Origin of the sequence: Brachybacterium alimentarium (assembly GCF_002332425.1) — a bacterium.
Lineage (GTDB): Bacteria > Actinomycetota > Actinomycetes > Actinomycetales > Dermabacteraceae > Brachybacterium > Brachybacterium alimentarium.
The window spans coordinates 18,904-44,430 of the sequence record NZ_NRGS01000019.1 but is presented as its reverse complement, the minus strand read 5'-3'; the positions used below and the strand labels follow the sequence as shown (position 1 = coordinate 44,430).

The 25,527-nt window shown below is 70.3% G+C and carries 20 protein-coding genes; 13 read left to right on the top strand and 7 right to left on the bottom strand.

Going from position 1 to position 25,527, the window contains the following annotated elements; genetic code table 11:
• The first annotated feature begins 3 nt into the window (after positions 1-3).
• Positions 4-1,839 carry a glycoside hydrolase family 3 protein gene (locus CIK71_RS11580; protein WP_096165834.1) on the top strand — a complete coding sequence of 612 codons (1,836 nt, stop codon included), beginning with the start codon at positions 4-6 and terminating at the stop codon, positions 1,837-1,839.
• 99 nt (positions 1,840-1,938) lie between these two features.
• Here CIK71_RS11580 and CIK71_RS11575 read toward each other — a convergent pair whose 3' ends face one another.
• Positions 1,939-3,252 (bottom strand): MFS transporter, encoded by a 1,314-nt coding sequence (locus CIK71_RS11575; RefSeq protein WP_241963991.1) that lies wholly within the window; start codon positions 3,250-3,252, stop codon positions 1,939-1,941.
• 163 nt (positions 3,253-3,415) lie between these two features.
• Between CIK71_RS11575 and CIK71_RS11570 the strand changes: the two genes are divergently transcribed.
• Positions 3,416-3,991: a helix-turn-helix domain-containing protein gene (locus CIK71_RS11570; RefSeq protein ID WP_096165833.1), complete on the top strand. Its 576-nt coding sequence runs from the start codon at positions 3,416-3,418 to the stop codon at positions 3,989-3,991.
• Positions 3,992-3,995: 4 nt separating this feature from the next.
• Here CIK71_RS11570 and CIK71_RS11565 read toward each other — a convergent pair whose 3' ends face one another.
• Positions 3,996-5,315 (bottom strand): DUF4185 domain-containing protein, encoded by a 1,320-nt coding sequence (locus CIK71_RS11565; RefSeq protein WP_096165832.1) that lies wholly within the window; start codon positions 5,313-5,315, stop codon positions 3,996-3,998.
• Positions 5,316-5,844: 529 nt separating this feature from the next.
• Between CIK71_RS11565 and CIK71_RS11560 the strand changes: the two genes are divergently transcribed.
• From CIK71_RS11560 to CIK71_RS11540, 5 genes are all read left to right on the top strand, one after another.
• Entirely contained in the window at positions 5,845-6,702 is an 858-nt protein-coding gene (locus tag CIK71_RS11560; protein ID WP_176485624.1) for a glycoside hydrolase family protein, read from the top strand.
• Complete coding sequence (locus CIK71_RS11555) at positions 6,699-7,805, top strand: enolase C-terminal domain-like protein (RefSeq protein ID WP_096165830.1); 1,107 nt, start codon at positions 6,699-6,701, stop codon at positions 7,803-7,805. The genes CIK71_RS11560 and CIK71_RS11555 overlap by 4 nt, the downstream gene beginning before the upstream one ends.
• Positions 7,806-7,840: 35 nt before the next feature.
• Complete coding sequence (locus CIK71_RS11550) at positions 7,841-8,590, top strand: SDR family oxidoreductase (protein WP_096165829.1); 750 nt, start codon at positions 7,841-7,843, stop codon at positions 8,588-8,590.
• Positions 8,591-8,767: 177 nt separating this feature from the next.
• Positions 8,768-9,712, top strand: a complete 945-nt coding sequence (locus tag CIK71_RS11545) for a phosphotransferase family protein (RefSeq protein WP_096165828.1) — start codon at positions 8,768-8,770, stop codon at positions 9,710-9,712.
• A 291-nt stretch (positions 9,713-10,003) separates the two neighbouring features.
• Positions 10,004-10,723, top strand: coding sequence for a PepSY domain-containing protein (locus CIK71_RS11540; protein ID WP_096165827.1), 720 nt, complete (start codon positions 10,004-10,006; stop codon positions 10,721-10,723).
• Between the two features lie 397 nt (positions 10,724-11,120).
• Here CIK71_RS11540 and CIK71_RS18180 read toward each other — a convergent pair whose 3' ends face one another.
• The 5 genes from CIK71_RS18180 to CIK71_RS11520 all read right to left on the bottom strand — a co-directional run bounded on the left by CIK71_RS18180 (position 11,121) and on the right by CIK71_RS11520 (position 15,961).
• Entirely contained in the window at positions 11,121-11,642 is a 522-nt protein-coding gene (locus CIK71_RS18180) for an extracellular solute-binding protein (protein ID WP_158541934.1), read from the bottom strand.
• A complete protein-coding gene (locus tag CIK71_RS18175) occupies positions 11,570-12,514 on the bottom strand; it encodes an ABC transporter substrate-binding protein (protein WP_176485623.1) in 945 nt (314 codons plus the stop codon). The genes CIK71_RS18180 and CIK71_RS18175 overlap by 73 nt, the downstream gene beginning before the upstream one ends.
• 264 nt (positions 12,515-12,778) lie before the next feature.
• Positions 12,779-13,675, bottom strand: coding sequence for a carbohydrate ABC transporter permease (locus CIK71_RS11530; protein ID WP_096165826.1), 897 nt, complete (start codon positions 13,673-13,675; stop codon positions 12,779-12,781).
• Between the two features lie 3 nt (positions 13,676-13,678).
• Positions 13,679-14,608, bottom strand: a complete 930-nt coding sequence (locus tag CIK71_RS11525; protein WP_241963992.1) for a carbohydrate ABC transporter permease — start codon at positions 14,606-14,608, stop codon at positions 13,679-13,681.
• 3 nt (positions 14,609-14,611) lie between these two features.
• Positions 14,612-15,961 (bottom strand): ABC transporter substrate-binding protein, encoded by a 1,350-nt coding sequence (locus CIK71_RS11520; protein WP_096165825.1) that lies wholly within the window; start codon positions 15,959-15,961, stop codon positions 14,612-14,614.
• A gap of 325 nt (positions 15,962-16,286) precedes the next feature.
• Between CIK71_RS11520 and CIK71_RS11515 the strand changes: the two genes are divergently transcribed.
• From CIK71_RS11515 to CIK71_RS11490, 6 genes are all read left to right on the top strand, one after another.
• On the top strand, positions 16,287-17,420 hold the full coding sequence (locus tag CIK71_RS11515) for a glycoside hydrolase family 172 protein (protein WP_096165824.1): 1,134 nt from the start codon (positions 16,287-16,289) through the stop codon (positions 17,418-17,420).
• Positions 17,421-17,446: 26 nt separating this feature from the next.
• Positions 17,447-19,096, top strand: coding sequence for a fucose isomerase (locus tag CIK71_RS11510; protein ID WP_241963998.1), 1,650 nt, complete (start codon positions 17,447-17,449; stop codon positions 19,094-19,096).
• A 35-nt stretch (positions 19,097-19,131) separates the two neighbouring features.
• Complete coding sequence (locus CIK71_RS11505) at positions 19,132-20,184, top strand: LacI family DNA-binding transcriptional regulator (protein ID WP_096165823.1); 1,053 nt, start codon at positions 19,132-19,134, stop codon at positions 20,182-20,184.
• A gap of 9 nt (positions 20,185-20,193) precedes the next feature.
• The gene (locus tag CIK71_RS11500) at positions 20,194-21,078 is read left to right on the top strand and encodes an aldo/keto reductase (protein WP_096165822.1); all 885 of its coding nucleotides are present in this window, start codon (positions 20,194-20,196) and stop codon (positions 21,076-21,078) included.
• A gap of 257 nt (positions 21,079-21,335) precedes the next feature.
• Complete coding sequence (locus CIK71_RS11495) at positions 21,336-21,833, top strand: FBP domain-containing protein (protein ID WP_096165821.1); 498 nt, start codon at positions 21,336-21,338, stop codon at positions 21,831-21,833.
• Between the two features lie 75 nt (positions 21,834-21,908).
• Entirely contained in the window at positions 21,909-25,496 is a 3,588-nt protein-coding gene (locus tag CIK71_RS11490; RefSeq protein ID WP_096165820.1) for a beta-galactosidase, read from the top strand.
• Positions 25,497-25,527: the final 31 nt, after the last annotated feature.

The window sequence follows — 25,527 nt, the reverse complement described above, 5'->3', positions numbered from 1 at the left end:
CCCATGACACCCCGCATCCCTCACCCTCGCACCCCGCAGACCCCCGCTTCGGCCTCCGCCGCCCCGCCCTCCGGCTCCGCGGATCGCACCCTTCTCACCCGTCGTGCGCTTGGCGCGGCCGCGCTCGCCGGGGGAGCCTTCGCGGTGCCCGCTGCCGCCCGGGCCGACGGCGGGCGGCAGGAGGAGCCGATCGACGAGCTGCTCGCCGGCCTGAGCATCGAGCAGAAGATCGGTCAGATGTTCGTGGCCGTCGGATACGGCGCCACGGCGGACGAGCCCCACGAATCCAACACGAGCACCACCGGCGTGGACACGATCGCCGAGATCGTGCGCACCCACCACGTGGGCGGCCTCATCTACTTCACCTGGAGCGAGAACCTCGAGGACATCGAGCAGGTCGCGACGCTCTCGAACGATGCGCAGGCCGCCGCGCTCGACGCCGGTGGGATCCCGCTGCTCATCAGCGCCGACGAGGAGCGGGGCGTCGTCTACCGCCTGCCCGCTCCTGCCACGCCGCTGCCGGGAGCGATGGCCCTCGGCGCGACGGGGTCCCGGGCCCATGCCCGACGGGCCGGGGAGATCGTGGGCGCCGAGATGCGCGCCGCCGGCCTCCACCAGGCCTTCGCCCCCGTGGTCGACGTCAACGTCGAAGCGCAGAATCCTGTCATCGGAGTGCGCTCCCTGGGCGCGGATCCGGCCGCGGTCGCCCGCCTCGGCACCGCCCAGATCCTGGGCCTGCAGGGGGCGAACTGCTCGGCCGCCGCGAAGCACTTCCCCGGCCACGGTGACACCGCGACCGATTCCCATGTGGGGCTGCCGGTCATCGATCACACCCGCGAGCAGCTCGACGAGCTGGACCTGCCGCCCTTCCTCGCCGCGATCGAGGCGGGGATCGACTCGATCATGACCGCGCACATCATGGTCCCGGCGCTCGACGACTCCGGAGTGCCCGCGACCCTCTCGCACCCGATCCTCACCGGGCTGCTGCGCGAGGAGCTCGGCTACGACGGCGTCATCGTCACCGACTCCCTCGCCATGGAGGGCGTGCGCACGCTGTTCTCCGACGACCGGGTGCCGGTCGAGGCGATCCTCGCCGGCGCGGACCAGATGCTCATGCCGCCGGACCTCGCCGCCGCGATCGGCGGCGTGCGCGACGCGGTGGCCGGCGGCGAGATCACCGAGGAACGTCTGGACGCGTCGGTGCGCCGCATCCTCGCCCAGAAACTTCGTCGCGGACTGTTCCAGGGGGTCGAGGTCGATGCCGCCGCCGCGACCGGCACGGTCGGCGCACGACGCGCGATGAGCTCCGCCCGGTCCATCGCGGAGGACTCCCTCACCCTCCTCGCCGACGACGACGGCACCCTGCCGCTCGAGGCCGGAGCGGCGGTGCTGGTCACCGGGGCGGGCAGCGACGCGAAACTCCGGGTCGCCGCCGATGCCCTCGAGGATCAGGGCTTCGCGGCCACCATCGCCGCGACCCCGACGATGGACGCCGCAGAGATCGACCAGGCGGCGACGGCGGCTTCCGAGGCCGACGCAGTGCTGGTGTTCACCTCGTCCTCCGCGTTCACCACGCCGGACGAGCAGGTGGCCCTGGTGACGGAGCTGGCCGCGGGGGAGGCGCCCGTCGTGCACGTCTCGCTGCGCAACCCCTACGACGTGGTGCACGTCGGGCCGGTCGACGCCTCCCTCGCCGCCTACGGCGACTCTGATGCGTCGCTCCGCGCCGTGGCCGGGATCCTCGCCGGGACCGTCAGCCTGCGCGGGAGGCTCCCGGTCGCGATCCCCACGGCCGACGGCACGGGGGAGGCGTACCCGCTCGGTCACGGCCTGCGCTGACCGGCTCAGGCCTCGCGCTGACCGGCTCGGTTCGTGCGCCGACCGGCTCGGGCAGGTGCTGACGGGGCTTGACCTGCCTGGGCCGGAGCGCCCGCCGGATCAGCCGGGGATGCCCGCGTGCTCCTCGGCGGTCCGCTCGGGATCGGTGCTGTCGGGATGCCCGACGGGCGTCGCGCCGTGAACGGCCCGACTGTCCTGTCCGCCCGGAACGCTCGCGTCGGGCTCGAGGTCGCGCAGCGCGTCGGCCTCGCGGGCGAGCCGGCGGCGTCGGGCCTGCACCCAGGCGGTCGTGAACACGCTGCCGGCCAGCAGCAGCACCACGGTCATCATGGTGATGACCACCGCGAAGGTCGCCGGCAGCGAGACCAGCGAGATGAGCGCGCTCGAGGTGATGATGCCCAGCGCGCTCGCGGTGCGCAGCAGCGCGAACACCTCGGCGCGGTGCTCGGGATCCACCAGGCGATCCAGGATCAGCGAATAGTAGGTGGCCAGCGGTGCGAGCACGGCGCCCACGAGCAGCGCTCCCACCACGGTGGCGGCCACCGAGTTGCCGAACCCGACCGACGCCACGCCGAGCGCGGTGATCGCGAGCCAGGCCAGGACGGTGCGCCGACGCGGCACGCGGTTGCGCACGCTCACCCAGACCCCGCCGCAGATCGAGGTCACGCACAGCGCGACGGGGAAGAGCACGCCCCATGTGGCGGGCAGGCCGAAGGACACCGCCATCGAGACGGCGCCGATCTCGATCGCGGAGATCGCGGCCGCGCTCGCCGCGGCGCACGTCAGCCACAGGGCGATGCTCGGGGTGAGGCGCATGCGGCTGCGCCGCCTCTCCGGGCCGGGCGCAGTGGCGCTCGCGACGCGGGGCAGCAGGAACATCGGGCCCATCCCGAGCACCACCATCGACCAGACCGCTGCCTGCGGGGAGATCCCGCCGAGCGCTGCCGCGAGCACCGGGGACGCCACGAAGGTGACCTCGTTGAGGGTCGCGGCGATCCCGAGCGCGCGTGGCAGCCGCGAGGCGGGCACCAGGTGGTTCAGCACGGCACGCAGGGTTCCGAAGGCGGCGCCGTTGACGAGCCCGGCCAGCGCCGCACCGCTCACCACGAGCGCGAAAGGTGCTCCGATCCCGGCGAGCACCGCGATCGCCACCAGGGCGAGGGTGCGCAGGCCGATGAGCACGCGCACGAAGGGCACGGGGGAGAAGCGTCGGCCGAACCGGGTGATCGGCACAGCGCCCACGACCTGGGCGAGCGTCATCGCGAGCATCATGGCGGCGCCGCTGGCGGCATCGCCGGTCAGCGGCAGCGCGACGAGTGCGAAGGCGATCGGCGCCGCGGCCTGCGGCATCACGAAGAGGCCCGAGGAGGCGAACCAGCGCAGCAGGGGCGTATCCGGGGTGGGACGACGCATGGGACGGACCTCCTTCGACAGGGACGGGGCGGCGCCCGGGCGGGCGCGCGCACAGGCAGACGCGACGGGCTCGCCGCATCGGGCGGGCCCGCTCTGAGCAACATAGTGCTCATCGCATCGCATGCGCAATATAGTTCCCATCACCCCGGATAGGCTCTGCGTCATGACCGGAGGAATGCGCCCTGCCGTCGTCGCTCAGCTCGGCGACCGCATCCGCGCCGCGCGCCAGGAGCTGGACCTCAGCGTCGCCGCCCTGGCCGAGCGCAGTGACGTCAGCCGCCGCATGCTCACCCAGATCGAGCTCGGTCAGGCCAACCCCTCGGTCTCGACCCTGGATCGCGTCGCCGCCGGGCTCGGCACCACCTTCGCCGCTCTCATGGGCGCCGGTGAGGGCGCCGCCCCGGACGGGATCGAGGTGTGGAGCACCGAGAACGGCAGCTGGTCCGTGCTGCTGGACGCGATCGATACCGAGCAGCTCTCCGTGGAGACCTGGAAGTGGAGGCTCGTGGGGGCCGACGAGCGCCGCGGGGGCTCGGGAGTGCCGAGCCCGGGCATGATGATCCATGTCATCGAGGGCGCCCTCGAGGTCGTGATCGGCACGGACGTCCGGGTCATCGAAGCTGGCGGCTCCGGCCGGGTGGTCACCGACAAGGAGTACGTCTATCGCGCTCGCGACGGACAGGGCGCCGTGTTCACCTCGGTCGCGCTGCAGTCGCGCGCGAAGGGCTCCGCGGGCTGACCCGTCACGCCAGTGACCGCATCCCGGCGCCGAGCCCCTCCACTCGGAACTGTTCGACGTGGTATGGCCAGTCCGGCCCCGTTCGCCACTGCGAGCACGCCAGGTGCAGATCATCCAGTGTGGAGCCGGGCAGCACATAGGGCCCGTACAGCTGCGCCACGCGCTCGTCGTCCTCCTGGTCCCAGTTGCAGCCCCACAGCAGGGTCTCGCCGAAGGGCGACTCCGTGAGGCCCACGGGGGAGTCCGCGATCAGCACGTCCACTCGGTACAGCCCGGAGTTGAACCAGGTCAGGACCCACGAGTCCTCGACGATCCGCAGGCACATCTCGCCCACCTGTCCGTCGACCGCAGCGGTCGGCTCCGCGCCCCAGGAGCCGGTGCGCTCCTCGCCCTCGCCCGTCGTCCCCCAGGTCTCGTAGGCCTCCGGGTCCAGGATCGACTCCGCGGGGACGCGCTGCAGGATGGCCTCCTTGTCCCGCTGGAAGCCGGTCGTGAGCAGGTATACGTGACCGTCGGTCGGATGCAGGGCCCAGGTGCACTGCTGGCACCGGCCCTCGAGGTGGTCACCGGGGAACATCTCGGCGGTGCGCTCCCAGCTCTCGCCGGAATCGGTCGATGTCCAGATCTCGGTGGACCCCACCGTTCCGAAGCCGTGGTTGACCATCATCCACAGGTACATGGTGTCGCCGATGGTCAGCACATCCCCGGGCAGGATCGTGGAGACCGGATCGCTGTCGTGCTCGTACTCGACCAGCTGCTCGGCGGTTCGTCCGCCCACGGCGCTGGTCCAATCCACGCCCTTCTCCAACGGGCGGTCGGGGTCGGCATAGAGGCCGACGGGGGAGCGCCACCAGCCTCCGCCCACCTTCGGCTCCTCGAAGGTGTCGCCGAAGATCATCAGGATGCGGCCGTCGGGCGTCACCGCCGGAGCGCCCAGATCGGTCGCGTCCATCCGGAACCGTGTGGTCCTCTCCGGTCCGGTGAGCGTCGCGAGGCGCGTGATCCGGGGTCGCTGATAGTCAGGATTGGGGTCCACTCCGGTGCTTCCTCCTCGTGCGGGGCGCTCCCGATCCCGGGGGTGCGCGTCGGCCGGCGGTGCGGCGAACGACGCGGCGAGGCCCGCCGCGCCGATCGACCCGGCGCCCAGTGCCAGGACTCCGCCGCGCAGGAACGAGGAGCGCGAGACGTCCTCGTCCTCGGCGGGCAGTCCATCGGTCGGGGCGTTCTCGTGGCGACCCTCGGGAGGGCTGACGGAGCCGTCAGCAGAGCAGTCGAGGGGCTCCTCGGCAGAGCGGTCGGGTCGGGGACGGTGCGCGGGGGTCATCACAGCTCCAGTGGTGTGGTCGGCGTCACGTCGGGTGCGTTCAGCGTAGATGTTCGGCCACCTGTCAGCAAACGTTTACGCGCGGACGGGCGGCGACCCACTGCAGGGCATCCAGTATTCGTCGCCACAACTCGATGGGTGCTGTCAGGGCAACGCACGAGGTCATGCGGTCGATGAGGCGATCCCGCGCAGAGCAGGCATATGCGGGCTCGCCGGAGACGCGGTCCACCACTCTTTACTGGCCCTTCGAGGGTCGCCTATGGTTCTCATGCACTGAGAAAACGATTCGTCACCGATGGAGTGCCGAACGAGTCCGATCTCGTCGATACGGGGGCAGGCCCCCGATCCGGTGGCGACGACGCACCGGGACCCGCGACGACGCTTCCGATGCCGGAGAGGAAGGGCCTTCTTTCAATCCCCACGGGCTCCCGGCCCACCGTGCGCTCACCGAGAACCTGCTGGCCCCGATCTGGCGCCGGCCCGCCATCCACCCGTTGACCCCCACCGCTCCCTGACCTGGAGAAGCCCTGTGTCCGCTGCACCCGTCCGTCTGCTCCCCGGCGCCAAGCGGCGCCTGCTCGACGCCTCGCCGTCGGCCGAGGAGCCCTGGTACATCAATGACCACACGCTGATCCGCGCGGCTGACGGCATCTGGCACGTCTTCGGGATCTGGCATCCCGAGCCGGCGGACCCGCTGGGGGAGGACCGCTTCCTCCACGCCACGGCGGCGGACCTCGAGGGCGCCCCGTGGACCGTCCACGACCCGGTGCTCCACGCACGGCCGGAGATCGGCGAGACCCACGTCTGGGCGCCGCACGTGATCGCCCACGAGGACCTTTACTGGATGTTCTACGCGGGCGGCACCGCGGACCACACCGCCTATCGGATGACGGTCGCGACCAGCGCGGACCTGTTCACCTGGACCCCGCACGAGCCGGCGCTGTTCACCGACGGGTTCGACGCACGGGACCCCATGGTGCTGCGCGACGGACAGCGCTGGCTGCTGTACTACACGCGCACCTCCGCGCCCGACGGGGGCTTCCACGAGGTCGCCGTGCGCACCTCGGAAGACCTTCTGACCTGGTCGGAGCCCGTTGTCGCCTATCGCTCGACCGCGTCCGGGACCGTCGGCGGCCCCACCGAATCCCCCTTCGTGATCCGCGCGGGGGAGCGCTGGGTGCTGTTCGTCTGCGACTCCGACCAGTATGACCGCACGCTCGCCTGCTGCTCCTCCGATCCGCTGCGCTTCGAGGACTCCGGCGCGCTCGACGTGGACCTGGACGAGCACTGCGCGGAGATCGTCGCCGACGGGGACCGCACCTGGATCACCGGCGGCGGCTGGGATCGCGGCGGTCTCACGATCCGCCCCCTGGAGGTGCGCGCATGAGCACCGCAGCTCTCCCGGCCGACGCCCTGACCGGGCACCGGATCACCTCCGTCGACAGCGCTCCGCTGCGCAGCAGGTATCCCCGCACCATCGGCCGCAACGCACGCCTCGGCGCCCACGGCGACGGCCCCGGGGCCCTCGCGATCACGGTGCGCACCGACACCGGGGTGAGCGGGTGGGGGATCTATGAGGGGCCCGAGCCCGACCTCGGCGCCTGCATCGGCCTCCCGCTCGAAGAGATCTTCGACCCCGCCGTCGGGGTGATCGCCCCGCGAGCGCTGCCGCTGGACATCGCCCTCCACGACCTCGCCGCGACGATCCTGGGAATCCCGGTCCACAGGATGCTCGGCGGCCATGGCGCGCTGGCCGTGGACTGCTACTCCGGGGCGATCTACTTCGACGACCTGGACCCCGAGCAGGATCCGCGCGGTACGGCCGGGGTGCTCGCCTCGTGCGCGGCCGACTGGGAGGCCGGGTACAGGGCCTTCAAGCTCAAGATCGGCCGCGGGAACCGGTGGATGCCGGTGGTCGCCGGATTCGACCGTGACCTGGAGGTCCTCCAGGCGGTGCGCACCGCCTATCCCGGAGCCCGGCTGATGGTCGACATGAACGACGGCTACAGCCCGGAGCAGACCGTCCGCTTCCTCGACACGGCCCAGGAGTGGGACCTCTTCTGGATCGAAGAGCCCTTCGCCGAGCACCGCAGCGGCCTCGCGCTCGTGCGCGAGCACCTGACGCGCAACGGATCGGAGGTCCTGGTGGCCGACGGGGAGTTCGAGCCCGATGTCGGCCTCGTGCTGGACCTGGCCCGTGAGGGACTGCTGGACGTGCTGCTCATGGACGTCCTGTCCTTCGGGTTCACCGCCTGGCGTCGCCTCATGCCGACCGTCCACGAGATCGGCGCGGTCGCCTCGCCGCACGCCTGGGGTCACCCGTTGAAGACCCTGTATGCCGCGCAGCTCGCCGCAGGCCTGGGGAACATCGACGTCGTCGAATCGGTGCCCGGCACGACCGACGGGGTCGACGCCTCCGCCTACCGGTTGCAGGATGGACGCATCACGCTGCCAGCGACGCCCGGCTTCGCCCTCGAGCTCAGCGGGTGAGATCGCCGGCAGCGCCGCAGAGGGAGGAGTCAGCAATGGCACAGGTCATCGCCGTCGTCGGAGCGACGGGAACGCTCGGAGCGAGAGTCGTCGAGAAAGCCCGCGCCGACGGACACGAGGTGCGGGAGGTCGCCCGGTCCACAGGCATCGACATCATGACCGGGCAGGGCCTGCCCGCGGCGCTCGCCGGAGCCGACGTGATCATCGACTGCGTCAAGCCGCCCACCCTCGAGGCGACGGAGGCCACGCAGTGGTTCGGCCGGGCGATGGAGACCCTCGGCGCGGCCGCCATGGACGCGGGGATCTCGCGCACCGTGGTCACCTCGATCATCGGGATCGACCACATGCAGGATTATGGGTTCTACCGTGCCCAGCTCGCCCACGAGCAGGCCGCGCGCGAGCATTGCCCCGGACCGGTGACCGTGCGGGCCACCCAGTTCCACGACTTCGTGGGGAACATGCTGCAGCGCGAGGGCGACCAGCTGACCATCATGGACGTGCCCTCCCAGCCCGTCGACACCCGCGAGGTCGCCCGCGTGCTGCTCCGGGCCGCGCTGGAGGAGCGCCCCGAGGAGCTCGTCCAGGTCGCCGGGCCGCAGGTCGAGAACACGCTGGACCAGGCGCGGCGCCTGCTCGCCGTCCGCGGGGACGACACCGCCGTCGTCGGCGTGACGCCGAGCGCGTCGATGGCCCAGGGCGGCATGCTGCCCGGGCCCGAGGTGCCGGCCGTCGGCCCCACCTATGCGCAGTGGCTCGCCGAGCACGAGCCACGGCCCCACGGCTGAGCCTCGAGACTTAGTCGGAGTCGGAGTCGGAGTCGGAGTCGGAGCCGGAGCCGTGGTCAACCCCCGCGGCCCAGCACCGCCGCGCACAGCGGTCCACGACCGCGGGTCGGCCCTCGGCGCGGGACCAGCGCCGGATATTCCCGTGCGGCCCGCTTCCGGCCGTGCCAGGGTGAGGCCATGACGCTCCGCCTGACCTGGTCCGACTTCCCTGACCGGTTGCGCGCACGCCTCGAGGAGGTCCTGGGCGGCCCCGTGGTGGGCACGCACTCCTGCCGGGGCGGCTTCTCCTCCAGCAGCGCGGAGATCCTGCGTTCGTCGGCGGGCCGTCGCCTCTTCGTGAAGGCGGTGCGGGAGCAGGACAACCCCGGCTCGATGAGGCTGAACCGGGCGGAGGCCACCGTGCTCGAGCAGATGCCGGACGCGGCGCCGGTGCCCGCACTCGTCGCGGTCATCGAGCAGGACGAGTGGTTCGTCCTGGTCACCGAAGCAGCACCGGGGGAACTGCCTGCAGAGCCCTGGGACCCTGCACAGCTGGACCAGGTGCTCGCCGCGTTCGACGCCCTGCAGGACGCGACCACTCCCTGTCCGGTACCTGGCCTGCCGAGCGTCGCGGAGTCCCTCGGTCCCGACATGCTGGGCTTCGACCGCGTCGCCGAGGATCCGCCGACGGGTCTGGACCCCTGGCTCGCCGCACGGCTCGACGAGCTGCGCGCCGCTGCCCGCCGCGGCATCCACGCGCTGGACGGCGACACCCTGTGCCACTCCGACGTGCGTGCGGACAACCTCCTGATCGTCGACGGGGGCGGGCACATCGACGGGGGCGAGGTGAGCATCGTGGACTGGGCGTGGGCCTCACGGGGCAGCCGGGTCGCCGACGCCCTCCAGCTGCTCTCCTCCGTCGAAGACGTCGGCGGCACGCTCGCCGTGAACGCCAGGGCCGACGCCGTGCTGGATGCCCACGGCCTGCCGCGGCAGGTGGGCTCCGACGTGTTCGCAGGGATCCTCGGCTTCTTCGTCGACGCCTCCCGCTGGCCCCGCGACCCGAGCCTGCCGCTGCTCCAGCAGCACAGGATCCAGCGGCGCGACTCCCTGCTCGCCCTCGTCCGGGAGCGCTGGGAATAACGGCGAGGAGTCCGCTCGAGCCTCACGGGCCGGCTCACGGGTCCGCCGACGGACCGGCTCAAGGGCGCGTTCAGCGACCCGCTCACGCGCCTGTTGACGGACCAGGCGGTCACGAACCGTCGTGCCCTCATCGATTCTGCATCGATGCAGGTCATGCCGTGAACCGCAGTGCCCACCCGGATCCCTCACCGATCACACCTCCCCGTTCGGAGGCATCGGACGTAGCCTCGAGAGCACGATTCAGTGACTGAATCCGTCCGGCACCGTCGGGCGCAGCGAGAGGAGAGTCGGATGACCACACGACGCGGACTGTGGAGCAAGGCGGCCCTGGTGGCCACGAGCGGGATCCTCGCCGTCGGCGCGGTGGGCTGCAGCAGCGACTCCGACGACTCCGGTGGCGGCGCGGATGATGGCGCCTCGACGACCCAGAGCGACGCCGGCGGCGACGAGGGGATGAGTGGCGCAAGCGGCAGCAGCGACTCCGGGGGCGCCAGCGATTCCGGTGGTGCCAGTGACTCGGGTGGTGCCAGCGACGCCGGCGGAGACACCTCCGCGAGCGCCGACGACTACGGCCCCGACACGGACCTGCGCACCGACGCGCCGCCGGTCCAGGCGGAGGACGCTGTCGAGACCGCGCAGGGCGAGGTCGGCGACGGCACGCTGCACGCCGTCGAGCTCGACTACGACGAGTCCGACAGCGCCTGGCAGTGGGACGTGAAGATCCTGGCGGGCACCACGGACCACAAGGTCGTGATCGACGCGGTGACCGGTGAGGTGGTCGCCGACGAGAGCGAGACGACCGATGACCAGGAGAAGGCGATCGACCTGAACGATCCCATGACGTACGACGACGCTCTCAAGGCCGCCACGGCCGAGCGCGACGGCGAGCTGCGCGGCTGGAAGCTCGAGTATGACGACGGAATGATCCAGTACCAGTTCGACATCGCCGACGGCGCGGACGAGCAGGAGGCCACCGTCGACGCCGAGACCGGCGACGTCACCGTCGACTGATCCTCGCCTCACGCCTCACGCCTCACGCCTCTCGCCTCTCGCCTCTCGCCTCACGCCCACTGCCCAACGCCCAACCGCTCAACTGTTGGGCACTCGGGCTGTCCAGCTGCTCGGTACCCCCAGTCGCGCGCCGGATTGGGGCCAGGTCTGAGGGACGTGGGCCTGGGCGATGCGCTCCTGTGTCACGGGCGGGCCGCTGGTGAGGTCATCTGGCTATATCGCCCGTGCGCCTCACCATCGGCCCGTCGGCGACGCCCCGTCACTGTCGGCTTGTCGGTGACGCTTCCTCACCATCGGCCCATCGGTGATGCCCTCTCACGAACGGTCTGTCGGTGACGCGCCCTTATTGGTGGCTCTTCGCTGACGTCCGTCGGAGGTCGGGAGCGCGTGCGACGGATCAACGGTCGAAGTGAGGGTCCGGTTCGCCGAACCCGTCGGGGAGCGTGACCGGACAGAACTGCTGCATCGTGGGATCGACATAGGCCTGGGCCGTCTTGATCGCCTCGTCGGGGCTCTGCGACTGCTGGTTGAGGCTGTCCTGCATCATCATCATCGCGTCCCAGAGCTTCGTCCCGACGGGCAATGGCGGTCGGGAGCGGGCGAACTCCATGATCTCGACGAAGAACTCGATGCTCGAATCCCAGGCCCGATCGTCCTGGACCGCCTCCAGGCTGGTGGGGATCCGGGAGATCTGCGGCATGAGGATGCGCTGTCCCTCGTAGCCGGCGTAGAACGTCATGAGCTTCCAGGCGGCCTCGGACATGCTCGAGCCCTTCGGCATCGCGAGGCCGAATCCGCCGGCCCAGGTGAAGGGATCGTCCGCGCTGTCGGCGACGGGAACGTGGGTCACCCCGTAGCGCATGTCCGGCCTGTAGTCGTGCTGGGCCTGCACGCCCCAGGGTCCGGAGATCTGGAACATCTGCCGGTCGGAGAAGAAAGAGGTCTGCGTCGGCGGGGCGTTCGGCGGCTCGTACGTCGCCTTGAGGCGTCGACCCGGGAGAACTGGAGCCGCTCGACCCAGCTCGCGTACTCGGTCGCGACGTCCAGCATCTCCGGGGAATCGAGCGTCATGCCGCAGGTGCTGTCGTCGAAGAACCTCACTCCGGAGGCCATCGCCCACATCATCAGCGACGCTTCGCCGTCCCACGGGATCCAGGTGATCCGCTCGTAGGTGCCCTGCTCGTCCTGGAGATCGAAGGCGTCGCTGATCTCCCACATCTGCTCCAGCGTCATCGGTCCGCCCGCCGGGTCGAGCAGCTCCGGGTCCACGCCGGCCTCGTCGGTGAGGTCCTTGTTGTAGTACATGGCGCGGGTGTCCGTGTCCATCGGGAGGCCGTACCACTGGCCGTCGTAGAGCAGCTCGTCCGTCGAGAACTTCACCCAGTTCGCCATGAACTCCTCGGGCTCGACGCCCTCGTGCTCCCGGATCAACTCATCGATCGGTTCGAGCAGGCCCAGGGAGGCCATCTCGGCGCCGCTGAATCGCCCCATGAAGTAGACGTCCGGTCCCGTCCGTCCGCGGACGGACGTGATCACCGAGGAGGCGTCCCCCTGCGAGCTGCTGGGAACCTGCGAGACGGACACCGTGATCCCGGGATTCTGCTCGGTGAAGGCCTCGATGACATCGGCTTCCTTGTCCACGTCGCTCGCCCAGATGCCCCACATGGTCACGGTGTTCGGATCCCGGTCGGATCCGGTGGGGCGATCGGTGCATCCGGTGATGGCCCCGCCGGTCACGGAGACCGCGCCCCCGGCCGCGAGGGCGCGCAGGAATGCCCTCCGGTCGATCATGGGGAAGCCTCGGGAGCCATGCCGCTCGGGCGGTGAGGAACGTTCATCATCGGCCTTTCCACGGGAACGGCAGACCGGTGAGGACAGACCGGTCCGGTCTCTCACGCTATCCAGCAGCGACGGTGCCGGATAGGCCGCAGACAGACGCACGAGTTCGCTGGACGGACGCCGGTGTCGTCCTGCTGCTCCCTGCCGAGCGCGCTTCAGCGTTCTCGGTGCTGTGTGCGCCTCACCATCGGCCCGTCGGCGACGCGGGGCATGCCCTTACTTCAGCCCCGCCATCTTGATGTTCGCGATGATCTGCCGCTGGAAGATCAGGAACAGGACGATCACGGGCGCTGCGGCGAGCGTGGACCCGGCCATGAGCATCGCCAGTTCGCTCGAGCGCTCGGAGCGGAAGGTCGCGAGGTACTGCTGCACCTGGTAGAGATCCGGGCTGGTGATCGTCATGACCGGCCAGACGTAGGCGTTCCAGAACACCAGGAACGAGGTGATGCCGACCACGACGAACGGCGGTTTCGACAACGGGACGAACAGCTTCACGAAGATCTCGAACTTGCCGCAGCCGTCGATCATCGCGGCCTCCTCGAGGCTGCGCGGGATGTTCAGGTAGAACTGGCGGATGAAGAAGACATGCACCGCGGCGGCGGCTCCGGGCAGGATCAGCACGGCGAGCGTGTCCAGCATGTGCAGTTTCGTGACCACGATGAACGAGGTCAGCAGGATGGTCATGCCGGGGATGAACATGGTCGAGATGACCACCACCCATAGGGCCCGTTTGAAGTGGAAGTCCAACCGCGCGAAGGCGTAGGCGGCGAAGGAGTTCACGGTGAGGCTCAGCAGGGTGAACAGCACCGCGCCCAGCCCCGTGATGGCCAGGGTCCGCACGAATGCGGGGTCGTCGAGGATCGTCCGGTAGTTCTCCAGGCGCCAGACCTCGGGGAAGAACTGGAACGGGGTGCGCACCACCTCCTGCTTCGACTTGAAGCCGGCGATCGCCATCCAGGCCAGCGGGAACAGCGCCGCACCGATGATGAGCACGGCGACCGCGACGCGGACCATGCCTGCCAGCACTCTGGTGGGAGTGAGGGCGCGACGGCGCCTGACCACCGGGGGCGACGTGACGGCGGTGGAGCCGGAGGGCTCGTGGGTGAGGGTCATCGGTCAGTCCACCAGCTTCTCGGAGCTCAGCACGCGGAAGATCAGGGCGGAGATCGCTCCGAGGACGAGGAACAGCAGCAGCGCCGCCGCGATCGAATAGCCCTGGTAGGTGTCCCCGCGGAAGTGGTTGAAGATGAAGAGGTTGGGCAGTGTGGTGGAGTCGAGGGGACCGCCGCCGGTCATCACCAGCGGCAGCTCGTACTGCTGGATCGCCGCCACGAAGCCCGTGATCAGCAGGTACAGCAGCACGTTCTTCATCTGGGGGATCGTGATGTACAGGGTGCGCTGCCACCAGTTCGCCCCTTCGAGCTCTGCCGCTTCGTAGAAGCTCTCCGGGACGTCGAGCATCGCGGCGATCATGATCAGCGTCATCAGACCGAGGCCCATCCAGATCGCCGGCACCGCGATCGCCGGCAGGGCCAGTCGGACGTCGCCGATCCAGGCCTGGTCCTCGATGCCGACCAGGCCCACGACGGCATTGAGGAGACCGCCGGAGTACTCATAGATCAGGGCGAATGTGATCGAGGTGATCACCGCGGAGATGATCGTCGGGATGTAGACGGAGATCTTCAGAGCGGTGCCCAGGCGCTTGCCCACCCCTGTCACGAAGCTCGCGATGAGGAACGACAGCAGCAGCTGGATGGGCAGTGTCATGAGCACGAACAGCACTCCGCGCCGGATCGCGGCCCGGAACTCCGGGTCGGTGAGTGCGTTGGTGAAGTTCCGCAGGCCGACGAACTCCGAGTCCTGGTAGAAGCTCCAGTTGAAGAAGCTCAGGTAGATCGCGTAGATCGTCGGCACGATGACGAAGATGCTCAGCAGGATCAGCACCGGTGCGAGCATCAGGAACGCGATGCGGTCATCGCGGGGAGGGTGTGCTCTCAGCGGTGTGCCGTCCGCGGAGCGGGGCGGGGACGTGACGGTCGTGGACACCGGTCAGTCCTGCGGTGCCTTGCCCGCGAGCTCCTCGCGGTCGATGACCTTCTGGATCTCCGTGCCGGCGGCCTTGAGCGCGGCGGCGGGATCCTCGCCGTTCATCCCCTTCTCCAGGGCTTTGCCCATGGCGAGCAGGATGTCCCAGGGGTAGGAGGGATTGGAGATCGAGGCCGGCGCGATGTCCTCGCTGACCACGGCGGACCACGGTGCGTCGTCGGCCTCCGGGGCGGCCTGGACGGCGTCGGCGACGGAGGGCCGGGCCGGTGCCTTGGTGAACTGGGTGCCGACGAAGAACGGCACCAGGTTCTCGACGTCCCCGGCGAGGCACCAGGACACGAAGTCCGCGGCGGCCTCGGGCTGCTCGGTCTTGGCGTCGATGACCCACTTGAAGTTGCCCAGCGTGGCCACGGAGTCCGAGAGGTCTCCGTCGCTGGTCGGGAACGGCGCGATGCCGGTGGAGTCCAGGAGCTCCTCGTAGTCCGAGGCGATCTCGCTGAACGCCCAGGAGCCGGAGGTCATCATGGCGCACTTCTTCTCGCCGTAGGCCTTCGCCTCGACATAGGGTCCCAGCGGCTGCTTGGGGATGTAGCCCTTCTCCCGCAGCGTCTTGTAGAAGCCCAGCAGCTCCTCGTACTTCGGGTCGTCGGTATCGGCCTCGGACCAGTCATCCGTGATGGGGAAGTGCCCGGACACCTGGTACTGCTGGCCCACCGTGGCCCACGCGAAGGTGTCCTGGTCACCGGCGGTGGTCAGCGCGAAGGTGCCATCGGGGAGGGCGGGGAGGAGCTTCTCGCAGGTCTCGTAGAGCTCGTCCCAGGAGGTCGGAGGCTTCTCGGGATCCAGGCCGGCCTCCTCGAACATCTCCTTGTTCCAGAACAGGGCGGACTGCGGCTCGAGCAGGAGCGGGTATCCGTACACCTTCCCGTCGACGGTCACGAGCTCCTTGGCCTGGTCGGTGAGGTCGTCCAGCTGCTCGGCGTCGAGCAGGTCGTCGAGGGCGAGGAACTGTCCCAGCCGCGCTCCCTCGTCCATCGTGGAGGGGTCGGTGTAGACATCGGGCATGGTGCCGGCGGCCTGGGCGGACTTCACGCGCTGCTCCCAGGCGTCGGCCGGGACCTCGACGTCCGTGACGAAGTACGTGTCCTGGGCGTCGTTGTACTGCTTGACGATGTCCGCGTACCACTCGTTCTCGAACGGCGTGAACGTGCGGTGCCAGAACTCGATCTGCGTGCGGTCTCCTGCCGCGTCGGCGTCGTCCTTGGACTGGCCGGGGGTTCCGCTGCCGCAGGCGGCGAGCGAGGCGGCCGTGGCGGAGAGTCCCGCTGCGGAGAGGAGAGTACGTCGTTTCATGGTGCTGCTCCTTGTGTCAGTGCCGACGGATCGTGCCAGGAGCTGCGGGTCATCCGGAGCAGCTCCAGGCGCGCGGACGGATCTCACGGGACGCACGTCGGTGTGCGGTCCGCCGGTCGGAAACGGGCGGTAAACGATTACGTGCCAATGTATCCACGAGTGAGAAACGTGTCAACGGTCACAGGACGCAATGGCATGACGTGCGGTGGGTGTGGTGCCATGCCTGCTCGCACCTGGGCGATGTGCCCGTTGACGGTCGCCCACACCTTCCGTATCGTGCCGGTAAACGTTTCCTGATCAACGTCGATCTTCCTAGGGGTTCCCCGTGACTCGTCCTGTTCGATCCCTCTCCTCCCTCGCCCGTCTGCGCCCCGTGCGGACCCGCTCCATCAGCCCCGAGAACTTCGACGGCTCGCCGTCCGGAGGCGGCCGCGCCACCGAGGGGACCGGCGCCGAGGCGGCGCGGGACCTGGGTCAGGGCTGGAAGGTCTCGCCGAGCGTGGACGTGAAGGCGGGGGAGACCTTCACCCTCGCCGACATCGATTCCGCCGGTGTCATCACGCATATCTGGATCACCACCCACACCGACCACTGGCGCCAGCTCGTGGTGCGTGCCTACTGGGACGGCAGCGAGGAGCCCGCGGTCGAGGTGCCCTATGGCGACTTCTTCGCCAACGGCTGGGGAGTGTTCGCCCAGGTCGACTCGCAGATGGTCGCGGCGAACCCGCACGGCGGCTTCAACTCCTACTGGCCGATGCCCTTCCGGGAGGGAGCCCGGCTCACCCTGGAGAACACCTCGGACGCCGACGCCCGCGTCTACTACCAGGTGACCTACGAGCTGGGCGGCGACCACGGCGAGGATGCCTACTTCCACGCCCAGTGGCGCCGGTCGGACCCGCTTCCGGAGGTGACCGAGCACGTGCTGCTCGAGGGCATCGAGGGCCAGGGTCAGTACGTGGGCACCTACATCGCCTGGGGCGTGCACTCCAACGGCTGGTGGGGCGAGGGCGAGATCAAGTTTTACCTGGACGACGACGATCCCGAGGCGGGCTTCCCCACCATCGCCGGCACCGGCACCGAGGACTACTTCGGCGGCGCCTGGAACTTCGACGTCCCCGGTGAGGGCTACACCGCCTTCTCCACCCCGTATCTGGGGACGCCGCAGGTGATCCGGCCCGACGGCCTCTACATCGCCCAGCAGCGCTTCGGGATGTACCGCTGGCACGTGGCGGATCCGATCCACTTCACCACGGGCCTGCCCCGCGTCGACATCCAGGCGCTGGGATGGAAGAGCGCCGGCCGCTACCTGCCGCTGCGCGACGACATCGCCTCGACCGCGATCTTCTACCTCGACCGGCCCGCGACCGCCCGGCCCGAGGCGCCGAGCTTCGACGCCATGGAGATCCACCTCGGATCCGGCCCCGGACCGCACAGTCCCGCCGGCCCCGCCCGCGCCTGACCTCCGCCTCACGACCAGGGAGAACCATGACTGCCGCCTACCAGATGCCCACCGTCCGCGACGAGATCCCCGCTCCGGACAGGACCGTCGTCCTCATCCCCAGCGGCGACCTGCGCGAGAGCGCGAACGTTCCCGCCTGGCCCTTCCAGCAGGAGCTCGAGCGGCTCGTCGGCGAGGCCGTCGAAGCGGCCGGATGGACCGTCCAGCGCGGCTTCGAGCCCGACGCGGAGTTCGGTCACGGCTTCATCCGCTCCCAGCGCATGGGCATGGAGGTCTTCCAGGACATCCCGCCCGAGGCCCCGCTGATCGTCGCGACCGCCAACTGGCAGTACAGCCACCACGTGCTCGCGGGCCTGCGCACCCATCGAGGCCCGATCCTCACCGTCGCGAACTTCGCCCCGGAGTGGCCCGGACTGGTGGGCCTGCTGAACCTCAACGGCGGGCTGACGAAGATGGGTCGCGGATACTCCACGCTCTGGACCGTGGACGGCACCGACGACTTCTTCCGCGAGGGCATCGCCACCTGGATCGCCACCGGCGAGCTGGCCCACGATGAGTCCCACGTGCGCCCGCTGCCTCACCTGCCCCGCACTCCCGAGGTCGAGCTGGGGCGCGCGCTCGCCGATCAGCTGATGGCCGACAAGGCCATCATCGGGATCTTCGACGAGGGCTGCATGGGCATGTACAACGCGATCATCGACGACGAGATGCTCAACCCCCTGGGCATCTACAAGGAGCGCCTGAGCCAGTCCGCGCTGTGGGCCGAGATGCAGACGGTCACCGACGAGGAGGCCGACGCCATCGGCGCCTGGCTGCGTGAGGCCGGGATGACGTTCCGGCTGGGCACCGATGAGGCCACCGAGCTCACCGAGTCCCAGCTGCGCAGCCAGTACGCGATGTACATCGCGGCGCTGCGCATCAGCGACGACTTCGGCCTGGATGCTGTGGGTATCCAGTACCAGCAGGGCCTGAAGGACGTCACCCCCGCCTCCGACCTGGTCGAAGGACTGCTCAACAACGTGCAGCGCCCGCCGGTGACCAGCCGTGACGGCTCCCGGGTGCTGTGGGAGGGCGAGGCCCTGCCGAACTTCAACGAGGTCGACGAGGGCGTCGCGGTCGACGCCCTGGTCACCCATCGCCTCTGGACCGCGATGGGCATGGATCCCGCCACCACGCTGCACGACGTGCGCTGGGGGGAGGAGTTCGACGGGCAGTACGTGTGGGTCTACGAGATCTCCGGATCCGTCCCGCCCAGCCACTTCGCCGGCGGATATGCCGACGCCGAGGGCTGGCGCCAGGGCCCGGAGTTCTTCCCGGCCGGCGGCTCGACGATCAACGGCGTCTCCAAGCCCGGCGAGATCGTCTGGTCCCGGGTCTACGTGCAGGACGACATCCTGCACGTCGACATCGGCCGCGGCAGCGTCGTCGAGCTGCCCGAGGAGGAGGTCCGTCGGCGCAAGGAGGCCACGAACCCCGAATGGCCGATCGCCAGCGTCGTGCTGCACGGCGTGAGCCGGGACCAGTTCATGGGACGGCACAAGGCCAACCACGCCCAGCTCGTCTACGCTGATGACGCAGCCGCCGCCGATCGCGCGCTCTCTGCGAAGGCGGCGCTGTTCCACCGCCTCGGGGTGACCGTGCATCTGTGCGGTGACGCCGTCATCGTCGAAGACTGAGCAGACGGCTCGTGCCGAGCGTGAAGAGGAGCCCCATGGTGTCGCCGAGACCCACGATCCTGGATGTCGCCCGGACGGCCGGGGTCTCCTCGGCGACGGTCTCCCGGGTGATCAACGGCGCCGCGAGCGTCGACAAGGAGCTCTCCCGTCGGGTGCGTGCCGCCGTGCGGTCGACGGGCTACGTGCCCAACGCCATGGGGCGCTCGCTGCGGCGCGGCGGCACCTCCCAGATCGCGGTGGTCGCGCCCGACGCGGCGAACCCGTACTTCACGCAGATCATCAGCGAGGTCGAACGGATCGCGCGCGGCGATCACCAGTCGGTGACGATCGCACACACCGAGGACGATCTCGAGATCGAGCGGGAATGCTTCGCGCAGCTGGTGGGCCGTCACGTCTCCGGGGTGCTGCTCGTCCCGGTGCACAGCACCCTCACGGATCTCTCCCCGCTCACCGAGGCGGGGATCCCGGTGGTGCTGGTGGACCGCTGGATCGAGGGGGCGAACACCGACCTGGTCGCCACCGACAACCTCGACGCCGGCCGCCAGGCCGCCCGCCACCTCCACGAGCGCGGCTACCGCCGGCCGGCCGTGATCGGCGGGCCCTCCCAGCTGCGCACCACCGAGGATCGCGTCAGTGGATATCTCGCCGCCTGGCGGGAGGCGGGGATCGAGCTCGACGAGACGGTCGTCCTGCGCGGTGACCTGCAGCTGGAGTCCGGCGCGGCGCTGATGGCGCAGATCCTCGCGGAGGGCGACGCCGACTGCGTCTATGTCACGAACAACCGGATGTCCGCCGGGGCGTTCGAGGCGATGCGCGGCCGGGACGACGCTCCGGCCCTGCTCGCGACCGACGACGACCTGTGGACCCGTCTGGTGACCCCGTCGGTCTCCGTCGTCCATCAGCCGGTGCGCGCCACCAGCCGCGCCGCCGCACGCATGCTCGGCCAGCGCATCGCCAATCCGGACGAGGAGCCCTCCACGACGCTGCTGCGCTCGAAGATCATCGAGCGCGAATCCACGCAGCGTGGGCGGCGGCCGCGGACCGACGGCTCCTGGACGCCTCGTGACGCAGGCCACGCATCGTCCTAGGCTGAGGGCATGACTGCACCCACCCGCCGTATCGGCTCCCTGTCCGTCTCCGCCCTGGGCCTCGGCGCCATGCCCCTGTCCATGGGGCGCGGCGAGCCCGCCCTGGCCGATCGTGCGACGGCCACGATCCATGCCGCGCTCGACGCCGGCGTGACCCTCCTCGACACCGCTGACATCTATGCCCCGAGCTGGGACACGATGGGCCACAACGAGGAGCTCGTGGCCGAGGCGCTGCGCAGCTGGGGCGGGGATCGCTCCTCCGTCACCCTCGCGACCAAGGGCGGCATCACCCGCTCGGCCGAGGGCGGCGGCCGCGACGGCTCCGCCTCCTATCTCCGCTCCGCGCTCGAGAAGTCGCTCGCCGCCCTCGAGATCGACTCGGTGGACCTCTATTACTGGCACCGCCCGGATCGCAGCATCCGCTACGCCGAGGGCGTCGAGGCGCTCGCCGCGCTGAAGGAGGAGGGGCTGATCCGCGAGATCGGCATCTCCAACGCGAACGTCGAGGAGATCGACGTGGCCCTCGAGGTGCTCGGCGACGGGGGCCTGGCCGCCGTGCAGAACGAGTTCTCACCCACCTTCTTCCACACCAGCCGCCGCGAGCTCGAGCACTGCGGCGAGCACGGCATCGCATTCGTGCCGTGGTCCCCGCTGGGCGGCACCGGTGGCGGCGCGAGCGCGGTGGGGGAGAGGTTCCCGCAGATCCAGCGCATCGCCGAGTCCCACGGTGTGAGCCCGCAGCAGGTGGTCCTGGCCTGGGAGCTCTCGCTGGGAGAGCACGTCGTCCCGATCCCCGGCGCGAGCCGTCCCGAGTCGATCAGCGACTCCGCCCGCGCGATGACCCTCGAGCTGAGCGCCGAGGATCTCGAGCAGCTGAACCAGATCATCGCCTGATCCCGGTGTCTCGCGGGCCACGCCGCACGGGAATCCCCTTGTCGAGGTTCCCGTGCGGGCGTAGCGTTGCCGCGTCCACGACGAAAGGGAGACAGCATGCGCACGACGCCTGCGGGAAGCGGGGCGGCCCACGCGGCCTGCTCGGCCTGACCCGGCGTGCTCAGCACGCCGTCACGCACTCTTCCTGAACTCCCTGCGCGCCGCGCGATCCCGCCGGATGCGGGACGCTGCCGCGCGCCCGTCGTGAGGACACCCCCATGATTCCCCTGACCGAAAACCTGATCCGCAGCTCCTTCGTCAACGCCAGCAAGGGCGACGCGAAGCGGGCCGCCATCCCGTCGCTCGATGCCGTCCGCTGGGACGAGCTGGAATGCTTCGGCTGGCAGGACTCCCGTCGGCCCCAGCTGCACTACGTGGTGCTCGAGGTCGACGACCAGCCCGTGAGCATCATGCTGCGCGGTTCCGACAAGACCGCCGCGCGGAAGATGATGTGCGCCTGGTGCGAGGACATCGTCGACGGCCTCCACGCCGCATCGTTCGTCGCGCCGCTCGGCGGCCCCGGCGGCCGACGGGGCAACACCGTCGGGACCTGGCTGTGCGCCGACTTCCGGTGCTCGCGCAACGTGCGCCGGGCGCCGACGGCGTTCGAATCGCAGACGGAGGACGAGCACCTGCTCGCCTTCCATCGGGAGCAGCGGATCCAGAGGCTGCGGGAGCGCTCCGAGAGCTTCGCCCGCACCGTCATGGCCGGCTGACTGCCCGAGACTCCTGTAAAACGTTCAGCGGTCTGCTAACGTCCGAGTCCCGACCGCTCGACGAGGAGTTCCCGCATGTCCCCAGTGCGCCCGACCCTGCCCGCTCTGAGCCGGAAGGGGTTCCTGCGACTGGGGGCCTGCGCCTCGGGTGCCGCGGTGGCCGGCACCGCAGCGGGTCCGGCCCTCGCGGCCGGGCCCGCGCCCCTCGCCCCGTCCACCCCGAGCGGGCCGGCCGCCCCGAGCGTGCCCTCCGCGGTCGACGCGAGGGCCTCCACCGCCGATCTTCTGCGCGGCACCTCGCGCTTCCCCGGCAACGACGGGCGGGCGCACACGGTCACCTGGGACGAGCACTCCTTCCTGGTGGACGACGAGCGCCTGCTCCTCTACTCCGGCGAGATCCATCCCTGGCGAGTGCCGGCCCCGGCGCAGTGGCGTGACCTGCTGCAGATCCTCAAGGCGGCCGGCTTCACGGCGGTCTCCTTCTACTTCTTCTGGGGGCTGCACCAGTCCGCGCCCGACGGGGAGTTCGACTTCAGCGGGATCAAGGACGTGGACCTGCTGCTGACCATGGCGGCGGAGGAGGGGCTCTACGTCATCGCCCGCCCCGGCCCCTATGTGAACGCCGAGATCTCGATGGGCGGCTTGCCCGCCTACATGACCAACCGGGCGGCCGGCCTGCGCTCGACGGATCCGCAGAACCTCGCGGACTCCTGCGCCTGGCTGAGCGCGATCAACGAGATCATCACCGCCCATCAGGTGACCGACGGCGGCGGCAGCGTGCTCATGTACCAGGTGGAGAACGAGCTGATCAGCGAGGATGCGGAACGCTCGGCGTTCCTGCGCGCGCTGTCCGATCACGTGCGCTCCACCGGGATCACCGTGCCGCTGTTCCACAACGACTACGGCATGGGCGGGCGCTTCGCGGACACCGAGAAGCACGGCACCGATTTCTACGCCTACGATCACTACCCGCTGGGTTTCAACGCGGGCGGGGACAGGGCACGCATCGGCGAGTCGGAGGAGGGGTACCGCCAGATCAGCCCGGACACCCCGCAGTTCATCACCGAGTCCCAGGGCGGGGCCTTCACCCCGTGGGGCGCCGCCTTCGACTCCCATCAGGCCTACGAGTTCACCGACCCCGCCTTCACCCGGCAGTGGGGCGTGCGGAACCTCGCGGGCGGTGTCACCGCGTTCAACTACTACATGGCCTTCGGCGGCACGAACCTCGGTTACACCGGATCGCCGTCCTCGGGCTTCACGAGCTACGACTACGGCGCCGCGATCACCGAGGACCGGGAGCTCACCGAGAAGCTCGCGGTGCAGAAGGAGCTGGGCTACCTCCAGCAGGCCGTCGGACAGATCGCCTCGATGACCCCGGTCGCGCCGCAGCCGGTGCCCGAGCTCGACGGCGGTGCGATCCAGGCCTACCAGCGTCTGTCGACGGACGATCTCACCGCGGCGACCGAGGGTGGCGCTCCGCGCCTGCTCGCCTTCCGCCTGGCCGATTCGAACGACGAGACCGACACCCGCTTCGCGACCGCGCTCGTGCTGGGGGACCCCGATGACGCCGGCGAGGACGGCCCGACGGCGGACGACCGCGATCCCGCGATCACCTACGAGGGCGACTGGACCGAGGTCGAGGACGGCACGGCCTCCGGCGGCACGCTCATGCGCACCGAGACCGCGGGGGCCACGGCGAGCTGGACCTTCACCGGCACCGCGGTGGACGTCATCACCGCGACCGGCACCGACCATGGCAGGGCGCGGGTGCTCGTGGACGGGACCGAGCACGGCACCTTCACCAGCCACGTCGACACCGAGCAGAACAAGCCCGCCCAGCAGATCAGCTACCAGGTGCAGGATCTCACCGAGGGGGAGCACACCCTGGTGCTCGAGGCCCTCGGAGAGCCGGCCGACGGCGGGGAGGGCACCGTGGTGACCCTCGATGCGCTGGACCTGCCGGGCACCTCCGGCGACGAGGATGTGGAGATCCCGGACGGCGTGGTGGGCTGGCCCCGCGTGCCCCAGCAGGAGGACGCCTTCCTGCATCTGCACGGCCGCGACGCCCTCACCCTCGTGGCGGACATGGTGGTCGGGGAGCACGGCCTGCTGTATTCGACGGCCGCGCCCTTCGGTCCGACCCTGCCGCGGCGCGGAGGCCACCTGCAGCACCTCATCGGTCACGCGGGCGACCCGGCCGAGATCGTCCTGCATTACGCCGACGAGCCGCAGGTCGATGCACCCGACGGCGTCGAGACCGTCTGGGACGGCGAGACCGGTCAGCTCCGGCTGAACCTCACGCCCGCCGCCGAGCCGATCCAGGTCGAGATCACTGGCTCCCCGGTCACTTCTGAGGGCACCGGGGCTCCGAGCCTGCTCGCGCTGCGTCTGCTCTCCCGTGACGCGGCGGCCACCACCTGGTTCCTCGGCGGACGACCCGCGGACCGGATGACCGCGACCCCCGGCACGGCCGACGCGCACGTGGTGGTCGAGGGCGCGGGCCTGGCCCGCACGGTCGCCTTCTCCCGCGCCGACGCGGATCTCGTGATCGGCTCGACCGAGGCCGCCGCGGTGCGCATCGATGCGCCCGACGGCATCCGCCGGGTGCGGATCAACGGCTCCTCCCGCTCCGCGAAGGACGGCATCGTCACGTGGACGCTCCCTGAGCCCTCGGTACCCGCCGTCCCGGACCTCGCCTTCCAGGTCGCCGACGAGGCTCCGGAGGCCGCCGACGACTTCGACGACGCCGACTGGAGGGTCGCCGATTCCACCGAGGGATCCACGGAATACCAGGGCCCGGGCCGCGGCGGCGTGGTCCTGGACTCGAACCACTACGGCTTCTACGAGGGCAGCATCTGGTACCGGGCGCGCTTCACCGCCGCCGCGGGTCGGGAGATCACGCTGCGCGGGAACGGCGGCACGGGCCAGCCCGCTCAGGGGAAGGCCCCCGCCTTCCTGCAGGTCTGGGCCGACGGCACCTATGTCGGCGCCGCCCCGGCCGACGGCACCGACCAGAACCTCGCCCTGCCTGACGGCGTCGCCGTTCCGGGTGAGGACGCGGTGCTCAGCGTGCTCGTCCACAACCTCGGGCAGAACCTCGACTGGAGCGACGACGGTCTCTCCAAGCAGAACCGCGGCCTGTTCGACGCCGTCCTGCCGGCAGACGGCGAGATCACCTGGAGGATCCAGGGTGCCGAGGGCGAGGACGGTCTGCGCACGCTGTACAACGTGGGCGGGCTGCACGGGGAGCGCCACGGCTGGCATCTGCCCGCTCACGACGACTCCGCGTGGGAGCCGACCGACACCCTGACCGCGGAGTCCGCCGGCATCCGCTGGTACCGCGCCTCCTTCACGCTCGACGTGGCGGACGGCGTCGACACCGGCTGGCGCCTCGCGGTGCGCTCACCCCGTTTCGAGGACGGCCGCAGCGATGCCTGCCAGGCGGTGCTCTACGTCAACGGCTGGAACGTCGGCCTCTACATCGGGGACATCGGCCCGCAGTCCGAGTTCACGATCCCCTCCGGTCTGCTCGAGCACCAGGGCATGAACACCCTCGCCGTCTGGGTGGCGGCGAAGGAGGCCGGCGCCGGCCCCGAGACCATCGAGCTGGTCCCGGTCTTCGCCCGCACCGGGTCGATCGGGATCGCGCCGCCGCTGGTGTGACATGGACCGTGCCGGCTCGATGAGCTCAGCC

Bases quoted from the DNA above. Each gene is read 5' to 3' on its own strand.
- CIK71_RS11580 (WP_096165834.1), top strand. From the start codon at position 4: ATGACACCCCGCATCCCTCACCCTCGCACCCCGCAGACCCCCGCTTCG.
- CIK71_RS11495 (WP_096165821.1), top strand. From the start codon at position 21,336: ATGATTCCCCTGACCGAAAACCTGATCCGCAGCTCCTTCGTCAACGCC.
- CIK71_RS18175 (WP_176485623.1), bottom strand. From the start codon at position 12,514: ATGATCGACCGGAGGGCATTCCTGCGCGCCCTCGCGGCCGGGGGCGCG.
- CIK71_RS11540 (WP_096165827.1), top strand. From the start codon at position 10,004: ATGACCACACGACGCGGACTGTGGAGCAAGGCGGCCCTGGTGGCCACG.
- CIK71_RS11520 (WP_096165825.1), bottom strand. From the start codon at position 15,961: ATGAAACGACGTACTCTCCTCTCCGCAGCGGGACTCTCCGCCACGGCC.
- CIK71_RS11530 (WP_096165826.1), bottom strand. From the start codon at position 13,675: ATGACCCTCACCCACGAGCCCTCCGGCTCCACCGCCGTCACGTCGCCC.
- CIK71_RS18180 (WP_158541934.1), bottom strand. From the start codon at position 11,642: ATGTTCCAGATCTCCGGACCCTGGGGCGTGCAGGCCCAGCACGACTAC.
- CIK71_RS11575 (WP_241963991.1), bottom strand. From the start codon at position 3,252: ATGCGTCGTCCCACCCCGGATACGCCCCTGCTGCGCTGGTTCGCCTCC.
- CIK71_RS11500 (WP_096165822.1), top strand. From the start codon at position 20,194: ATGACTGCACCCACCCGCCGTATCGGCTCCCTGTCCGTCTCCGCCCTG.
- CIK71_RS11505 (WP_096165823.1), top strand. From the start codon at position 19,132: ATGGTGTCGCCGAGACCCACGATCCTGGATGTCGCCCGGACGGCCGGG.
- CIK71_RS11550 (WP_096165829.1), top strand. From the start codon at position 7,841: ATGGCACAGGTCATCGCCGTCGTCGGAGCGACGGGAACGCTCGGAGCG.
- CIK71_RS11545 (WP_096165828.1), top strand. From the start codon at position 8,768: ATGACGCTCCGCCTGACCTGGTCCGACTTCCCTGACCGGTTGCGCGCA.
- CIK71_RS11510 (WP_241963998.1), top strand. From the start codon at position 17,447: ATGACTGCCGCCTACCAGATGCCCACCGTCCGCGACGAGATCCCCGCT.
- CIK71_RS11570 (WP_096165833.1), top strand. From the start codon at position 3,416: ATGACCGGAGGAATGCGCCCTGCCGTCGTCGCTCAGCTCGGCGACCGC.
- CIK71_RS11565 (WP_096165832.1), bottom strand. From the start codon at position 5,315: ATGACCCCCGCGCACCGTCCCCGACCCGACCGCTCTGCCGAGGAGCCC.
- CIK71_RS11555 (WP_096165830.1), top strand. From the start codon at position 6,699: ATGAGCACCGCAGCTCTCCCGGCCGACGCCCTGACCGGGCACCGGATC.
- CIK71_RS11490 (WP_096165820.1), top strand. From the start codon at position 21,909: ATGTCCCCAGTGCGCCCGACCCTGCCCGCTCTGAGCCGGAAGGGGTTC.